The sequence below is a fragment of the Methylomonas sp. BG-2 genome (genome assembly GCF_057766305.1).
Genome location: NZ_JBYMAP010000187.1, coordinates 1 through 8,009, shown reverse-complemented (window position 1 = coordinate 8,009; position 8,009 = coordinate 1). Strand labels below are relative to the sequence as shown.

General features: G+C 52.9%; 5 protein-coding genes. 1 reads left to right on the top strand and 4 read right to left on the bottom strand.

Annotated elements, in window-relative coordinates; all coding sequences use genetic code 11:
* The 4 genes from dbpA to AC3B8H_RS15900 form a co-directional block, all read right to left on the bottom strand.
* The coding region (dbpA, locus tag AC3B8H_RS15915) for an ATP-dependent RNA helicase DbpA (protein ID WP_488442528.1) at positions 1 to 1,351 on the bottom strand (1,351 nt) is incomplete at its 3' end.
* Positions 1,352 to 1,514: 163 nt separating this feature from the next.
* Positions 1,515 to 2,954: a TolC family protein gene (locus AC3B8H_RS15910; RefSeq protein WP_488442527.1), complete on the bottom strand. Its 1,440-nt coding sequence runs from the start codon at positions 2,952 to 2,954 to the stop codon at positions 1,515 to 1,517.
* Entirely contained in the window at positions 2,941 to 6,117 is a 3,177-nt protein-coding gene (locus tag AC3B8H_RS15905; protein WP_488442526.1) for an efflux RND transporter permease subunit, read from the bottom strand. The genes AC3B8H_RS15910 and AC3B8H_RS15905 overlap by 14 nt, the downstream gene beginning before the upstream one ends.
* A 21-nt stretch (positions 6,118 to 6,138) precedes the next feature.
* Positions 6,139 to 7,224 (bottom strand): efflux RND transporter periplasmic adaptor subunit, encoded by a 1,086-nt coding sequence (locus AC3B8H_RS15900; protein ID WP_488442525.1) that lies wholly within the window; start codon positions 7,222 to 7,224, stop codon positions 6,139 to 6,141.
* A gap of 529 nt (positions 7,225 to 7,753) precedes the next feature.
* Between AC3B8H_RS15900 and AC3B8H_RS15895 the strand changes: the two genes are divergently transcribed.
* On the top strand, positions 7,754 to 7,930 hold the full coding sequence (locus AC3B8H_RS15895) for a hypothetical protein (protein WP_488442524.1): 177 nt from the start codon (positions 7,754 to 7,756) through the stop codon (positions 7,928 to 7,930).
* The last annotated feature ends 79 nt before the right edge of the window (positions 7,931 to 8,009 follow it).

Genomic DNA, 8,009 nt, shown 5'->3' with positions numbered 1-8,009 from the left:
CCTTGATCTTGCCTTTGCGCAAACATGCCAGTGCCTGGTCGGCGCTGTCGCGTTTGATCGCCACGTAAGCTTGCTTGTCGAATACGTCGATTTTACCGACTTCGCCGCCGGCTATGCCGCCGGCGCCGGTCAAGGCACCCAGAATATCGCCGGGCCGCATCTTATCCTTGCGGCCGCCGTCTATCCACAAGGTTTCCATCGGCGGCTCGAAGCGGTCCTCGCGGTCGAGCCGGAACGGCGCGATGTCTTCCCATCGCGCGCTTGCGTTCATGTAGTCCTCGATGGCTTTGACCCGGCTCTGCTCGGCGTCGGCAACCAAGCTTAACGCCAAGCCCTTGGCGCCGGCCCGGCCGGTGCGGCCGATCCGGTGCACGTAGACTTCGGGATCGAACGGCAGCTCGTAATTGATCACCGCTTGCAGGTCTTTTATATCCAGGCCCCTGGCCGCCACGTCGGTAGCGACCAAGATCGAACAGCTCTGGTTGGCGAAGCGCACCAAGACTTGATCCCTATCCTTTTGCTCCAGATCGCCATGCAGGGCTTGTACCGAAAAACCGCAGTGGACCAGCATGTCGGCCACGTCCTGGCATTCGCGTTTGGTATTGCAAAATACCACTGTCGATTCCGGCCGGTGATAGGCCAACAGATAGCCCAAACCATTCAGCCGCTTAGTCTTGTCGATTCGATGAAAGCGCTGCTCGATGTCGTTGTCGCGATGGCTGGTTTCGACGCTGATTGACACCGGTTTGAACTGAAAGTGTTGGCTCATGGCCCGAATCGGCTCGGCATACGTTGCGGAGAACAGCAGGGTTTGGCGGTGGCTTGGCGCATGGGAAATCACATCGCTGATGACGTCGGCAAAGCCCATGTCCAGCATCCGGTCGGCTTCGTCCAGCACCAGCACTTTCAAATGTTCCAACCGCAAGCTGTGTTTTTGCAGATGCTCCTGCAAGCGGCCCGGCGTGCCGACCACCACATGCACGCCGTGCTCCAGCGAGCCGCGCTGAGGCGCAAACGGCGTGCCGCCGCACAAGGCCAGCACCTTGATGTTTTGGGTGAAGCGGGCCAGTTGGCGGATTTCCTTGCAAACCTGATCGGCCAACTCGCGCGTCGGGCAAATCACCATCGCCTGGACTTTAAAATTGCTCAAGTCCAGCCGCGACAACAGGCCGATGCCGAACGCGGCGGTCTTACCGCTGCCGGTCTTGGCTTGGGCGATGACGTCTTTTCCTTCCAAAATCGACGGCAGGCTCTGGGCCTGGATCGGAGTCAGGCTCAGATAACCCAGGGATGCAATATTTTCCAGCAGGGCGGGTTTTAACGGCAGGGAACAAAATTCGGTTGTATTCACAAGGTCTCGAAAATCAGGGGGATGCGGCGTGTTTGTCGCGGGGATCGACCATGATAACAGAGTCGGGCTGAGGGCCGGTTTTGCATCGGCTTGCGAACGTCGATCCCGTTTTACAGCGCACCCGATATCCAGCAACACGTTTCTATCCCGGCAAATCGACATTTCAACTTTGCCAGCCGCCGCCCAGCGCTTTATACAAATCCACCATCGCACTGATTTGTTTTTGTTTGGTTTCGATCAGTTCCTTCTTGGCTTCCAAGGCATCGCGCTGGGTCAGCAACACCTCCAGATAATCGGCTCTGGCCGATATGAACAATTGGTTGGCGACTTCGATCGATTTCACCAAGGAATCCACTTGCTGGCGTTTTAACTGGTAGTTTTTGTCCAGATTGTCGATATTGGCCATTTGATTGGCGACTTCGGCGTAGGCGTTGATGATGCTTTGCTCGTATTCGTAGGCCGCCTGCACTTGCTTGGCGTTGGCGTTTTTGTATTCCGCGGTGATCGCATTTTTGTTGACCAGCGGCGCCACCAGCTCGCCGGCCACCATCGCCGCCAGCGATTCGGGAGTATTGATCAGGTATTTCAATGCAAACGCTTGAAAACCGATACCGGCTTTGATCCCGAACGAGGGATAGAAATTGGCCCTGGCCACGTCGATGTTTAAATCGGTGGCCTTTAACTCCAACTCGGCCTTGCGGATGTCCGGCCGGTTTTGCAATAACTCGGAAGGCACGCCAACACTCAAGGCTTTGGGTTTAATATCCATAAAGCCGTTCGACGTGCGTTCTATTGGTTGTGGCGTTCTACCCAGCAGGGTATTGATGCGGTTCTCGACGACCGTAATTTGCTGCTCGATCTCGTATTGCCGCGCCTGATTTTTTGCTACCTCGGCTTCGTAACGCTTCACCGCCAATGCGGTGGTTCTGGCGAAGTTTTGCAATTGTCTGACCACTAACAAGCCGTTTTGCTGAATCGCGATATTCTGCCGCAAGTTATCCAACTGGTTATCCAAGGCCAGCAATTCGTAATACGAATGTGCGACTTCGGCGACCAGATTGGTCACCAAGAAATTCCGGCCTTCAGCGGATGCCATGTATTCGTACACCGCCACTTGGGTGGCGTTTCTGAGTTTTTTCCAGATGTCGATTTCCCAGGTCGAGAATAAGCCGAACTGGTAATCACCCAGGAAGGCCGGGAATGACTGGCCTTTGCCGAGGGTCAGATTGTCCTCGACCGCACCGTTGCGGGTATATCGCCCGGTCTTCTCGCCACCCGCCGAGGCGCCGAATGTCACGAAGGGCAAGTATTCGCCTTTGCGCGCCTGGATTTCGTTCTCGGCCATGCTGATCCGCTGCAGCGCGATGTTGATTTCCTTGTTATTCGCGACGGCGGTGTCAATCAAACTGCGCAGATTTGGATCGTCGAAAAATTCCTGCCATTTCACGTTGGCGGAACTGGTTTGTTCGTTGACACCGGTTTTGAACTGCTCGGGCAATTGGGTATCGGCGGTTTTTTTGGTCATGTCCGGAATACCGCAGGCTTGCAACATAGCCGTTGCCAAGGCTGTTACTAGCAAAACATGGGTTTTATTCGTCAGCATCTTGGGTACCGTAATGATAGGTTTCGGTGAAGGGATTGACGTCTTCGTGTTTGATCATGCGTTTGCCTTCGATCAATTTCGCGAAGATGTAATACAGCCCTGGAATCAGCACCACGCCGAACACGGTGCCGAATAGCATCCCGCCCAAAGCGGACGTGCCAATGGTGCGGTTGCCGACCGCGCCGGCGCCGGTGGCGAAGGCCAGCGGCACCAGGCCGGCGATGAAGGCGAACGAGGTCATCAGAATTGGCCGGAACCGCGCTTTGGCGGCTTCGATGGCCGCTTCCCGCACCGACAAACCTTGCTCCTGGCGCTGCACCGCGTATTCGACGATCAATACCGCGTTTTTACCGAGCAAGCCGACCAGCATCACCAAGCCCACTTGGGAGTAAACGTCGTTGGCCAAACCCATGGTTTTGAGTAATAGGAACGAGCCGAAAATACCTGCCGGCAACGAACAAATCACCACCAAAGGCAACACAAAACTTTCGTACTGGGCTGCCAACACCAGATAGACGAACACCAACACTACGACGAAGATCACCAACGCCTCGTTGCCGCGCGCCGCTTCGTCGAAGGACAAGCCTTCCCAGGCTACATCGAAGCCTTGCGGCAAAGTCGCTTTGGCAACGTCCTTAATCGCATTGATCGCGTCGCCGCTGGTATAACCGGGCGCCGGTTCGGCACGGATCGCCGCCGAGTTATACAGGTTGTAGCGGGTCAGCTCGTTCGGGCCTTGTTGCGGAACGACAGTCATGAAGGCCGAGTACGGCACCATTTCGCCGGCATCGTTTTTCACGTAGTAGTTCAACACGTCGGTTGGAAAGCGGCGGAACTCCGGCAAGGCTTGCACGTAGACCTTGAAAAAGTTGTTGAAGCGAATAAAGCCTTGTTCGTAGGTACTGCCTATCATGATGTCCAGGTTTTCCATGGCCTTATCGATATTCACGCCTTTTTGCATCGCCAGTTTGTTGTCGATTTTCAACTCGTATTGCGGGTAGTTGGCGGCGTAAAAGGTGAATAAACCGGTCAATTCCGGACGTTTACGCAAGGCGGCCATGAACTCCTGGTTGAGTTTGTCGAACTGGAAGTAATCGGTGCCGGTAGTCTTGTCCAATAGGCGGAAGGCTAATCCGGATGCGGCGCCGTAGCCGGGTACTGCCGGCGGCTGGAAGAATTCGATCACCGCGCCGAAGTCGTGAGTCTTTTCTTCCAATTGCCGAATCACGTCCTGCACCGAGACCTTGCGTTGAGTCCAGTCCTTCAGGTTGATGATGCAGGTACCGGCGTTGGAGCCGCGGCCCTCGGTCAATACCTCGTAGCCAGCCAAGGACGATACCGATTGCACGCCGTCGATTTTTTCGGCAACTTCTTCCAGTTGCCTCGCCACTTTGTTGGTGACCTCGATGGTCGAACCGGGTGGCGTTTGGATGATGGCGTAGATCATGCCCTGGTCTTCGCCGGGGATGAAGCCGGCCGGCAGGGTTTTGTCGACGGTGAAAATGCCGAAACTGAATGCCGCCAGCACCACGACCGTAACGATGCGCCGGGTGACGACCACATTTAACAGCTTGACGTACCGTCCGGTGACTTTTTCGAACAGATAGTTAAAGCCGTCGATGAACAATGCGACCGGGGTTCTGCGTTTCGGTTGGCCGTGCGTGTTTTTTAAGATCATCGCGCACAATACCGGCGCCAAGGACAAGGCGACGACAGCGGAAATGATGATGGAGGAGGCCATCGCAATCGAGAACTGCCGGTAAAACACCCCGACCGGACCGTTCATGAAGGCGATGGGTACAAATACCGACACCATCACCAAGGTGATCGCGACGATGGCGCCGCCGATTTCACCCAACACTTGCCGCGAGGCGACGAATGGCGTGAGGTGTTCGGCTTCCATTTTGGCGTGTACCGCTTCGACCACGACGATAGCATCGTCGACCACCACGCCGATCGCCAATACCAACGCGAACAGCGTGATCAAGTTAATCGACAAACCGAAGGCCGACATCACCGCGAACGAGCCGATCAACGACACCGGCACCGCCAGAATCGGAATCAAGGTCGAGCGCCAGTCTCCAAGGAACAGGAATACCACCAAGGTCACCAATACGAAGGCTTCGCCCAAGGTGTGGAGCACTTTATGAATGGACGCTTCGACGAAGCGCGACACGTCGTAATTGATCTCGTAGTCCATGCCTTCCGGGAAGGATTTTTTCAATTCCTCCAATTTGGCCTTGACGTCTTCGATGACCTTGGTGGCGTTGGTGCCGTAGTTTTGCTTTAACACAATCGACGCGGACGGGAGGGAGTCCTTGTCCGAATAAATGTTGTAAAACTCGCTATCCAGATCGACTTTGGCGATGTCTTTTAAACGCAGAATTTCGCCTTCCGAGTTGGCGCGGATAATAATGTCGGCGTACTGTTCCGGCGTGTTGTACCAGCCTTGGTAAATCAACACATATTCCTTGGATTGCGCGGCCATGCCGGTACTTTGACCGATCCGGCCCGGCCGGCCGATGATGCTTTGCTTGGCGATCGCCTCCATGACTTCTTCGGTCGAAACGCTATAGGCGCGCATTCGGTCCGGGTTCAACCATATCCGCATCGCGTATTGGCGGGCGCCGAGGATTTGTGCCTGGGCAATGCCGTAGATGCGCTGGATTTCCGGGATGACGTTGACGTAGGCGTAGTTGAACAGGAATTTCTGGTCGGCGTTTTTATCCTTGCTGTACAGGTTGACGTACATCAGCATGCTGGGCTGGACGAAGTTGACCACCACCCCTTCGAGACGCACCAGATTCGGCAAGCGGCTCATCACCTGATCCACGCGGGTCTTGACGTTAACCATGGCGATATTCGGATCGACACCCAGCTCGAACAAAACCTGTATCGTCGCTTCGCCGGCGCTGGTGGCGTCCGAGACAATGTACTTCATGCCGGGTACGCCGTTGATGGCGCGCTCGATGGTAATCAATGACGATTTGACCAGTACGTCCGCGCTGGAACCGGGGAAGGACAAGGAAATCGTTACCCGCGGCGGGGCGATATCCGGAAATTGCGAAACGGGCAGGGTACGGATTGCCAAAAAGCCCATGAACAGAAAGCTGAGCGACAACACGATCGCCATGACCGGTCTTCTTATGAATATGCTAAACATCGTAATTCCCTGGCTGAGACATTATTCGGTATAGAGTTTCAATTCAGAGCGCACTTTTTCGGGTGCCAATAAATTGATTTCCACGTCATCGCCGGCATGGACTTTTCTTAAGCCTTCTAGCAGGATTTTTTCGCCGTCCTGCAAACCGTCTTTTATGATGAATAAATAGGGTAATTCGGCTTCAATTTTTACAAGCCTTTGTTCCAGTTTTCCGTCTGCCTTGACAACATAGACATAGGTTTTATCGAGTATTTCGAAGGTGGCTTTTTGTGGTATCAATAGCGCATGTTTGTAGGGTTTTTTCATGAGTATGGTGCCGGTTTCGCCGTGGCGGAGTAATTTATCCGGATTGGCGAATGTGGCGCGAAATTCGATGTTGCCTGCGGTATTGTCGAAATCGGCTTCGATAGTTTCTATAACACCCTCTTGATTATAAACTTTGCCATTAGCCATTCTTAATTGAACTTTAGTCATTTGTGAATTGGCGTTCTGTGTTTTGAAATCGAGATACTCGCTTTCCGGCACGTTAAAATAGACCCATAATTTGCTAATGTCTGATAAGGTGGTTAATAACGCACCTTCCTCGAGTAAACTGCCGTTTCTGGCGTCTAAATGATCCATGATGCCTTCAAACGGCGCATTGACGCTCGTGAAACCCAAATGAGTTTCTGCGAGTTTGACTTCGGCGTTGGCCTTGTCCAGCTTGGCTTTTGCCAGGGCTAGTTCATTTTGCGACACAATTTTTTGATCTGCCAAACCCTTGGTATTTAGGTATTCGATATGCATGTTATTGGCTTCAGCCTGAGCCTTTAGTAATTCGGCTTGATAGATATTGGGCATGATCTTGAACATGGGTTGTCCCTGATGAACCAATTGGCCTTCGTCGACGTAGATATTCTGCAAATAACCTCTTTCAAGCGCCCGTACTTCAATATGGCGGAAAGCGTGAATCTGGCAGACATATTCCTTGGTCACTTCGGCATCTTCCCGTAGTGGCGTGGTCGCTTCCAGTTTGGGTGCTGCTTCGTGAGTTTCCGTTTCGGTTTGTTGACAGCCGGCCAGTAGAAGGATCATTAAGCCGAGATAGACAGATATTTTATTAATCATCAGTTTTCTCTATACGAATATCGACAGTGGGTTATTGAATCCGGTTTTATGGTCAGTGCGCCAAATCTAATCGCGAATAGCCTGGTATCGTTTCTAAATAACCCAGTTGGTAATGCGGTTTAAAATGCTGTTTAATTGCAAAGTACACGAATGGCTTTGTTTACTTAAAAGCAAGCAAGGTGCCAGTTTTTTTAGATTTAAAATCATTGGCTTATTTGGACGATCTGCGGATTGGGGAATATTCCCCGGTGCAAATCCACAAAGTGGGGAATATTCCCAGCTCTGATGTCCGGCGCGAACGGTCGGCCGGGAATAACTGATTTAGCGAAGCGTGGAAATGAGAGTTCAGCGCCAACTTTCATCATCGCCGGCAAGCGTGAAAGCCAGTATGTTCAAGCTTTAGGCGCGACGACCAAGTTCGGCGCACTCGACCTACGACACGACTGGCATGAATATCGCTAGAAGGATTTAGAGCCCGGTTATGCTCTCCCGCGAGGCTCTCTTTTCAGGTGAATTTGAGGAATGAACGATGAAAAATTATGTACACGAGATCGCCAAATGCACGGCATCGATTTTGATTTCCGCTTTGCCGTTCTCGGTGAATGCCAGCGTCGAGGCGCTACAGAGTTTTAAACTGGCTGCGATCGAAGTCAGCGTGGACGGCGATGTGACCGAACCGCCGATGGTCGCGGAGAAAGAGGAGTAAATGGCGAGCTGTTTACACAAAAGTGACTTAAAATATTGGAGTTAAGAAAAAATCTAGAATTTCATAGTTTTTTCTAATG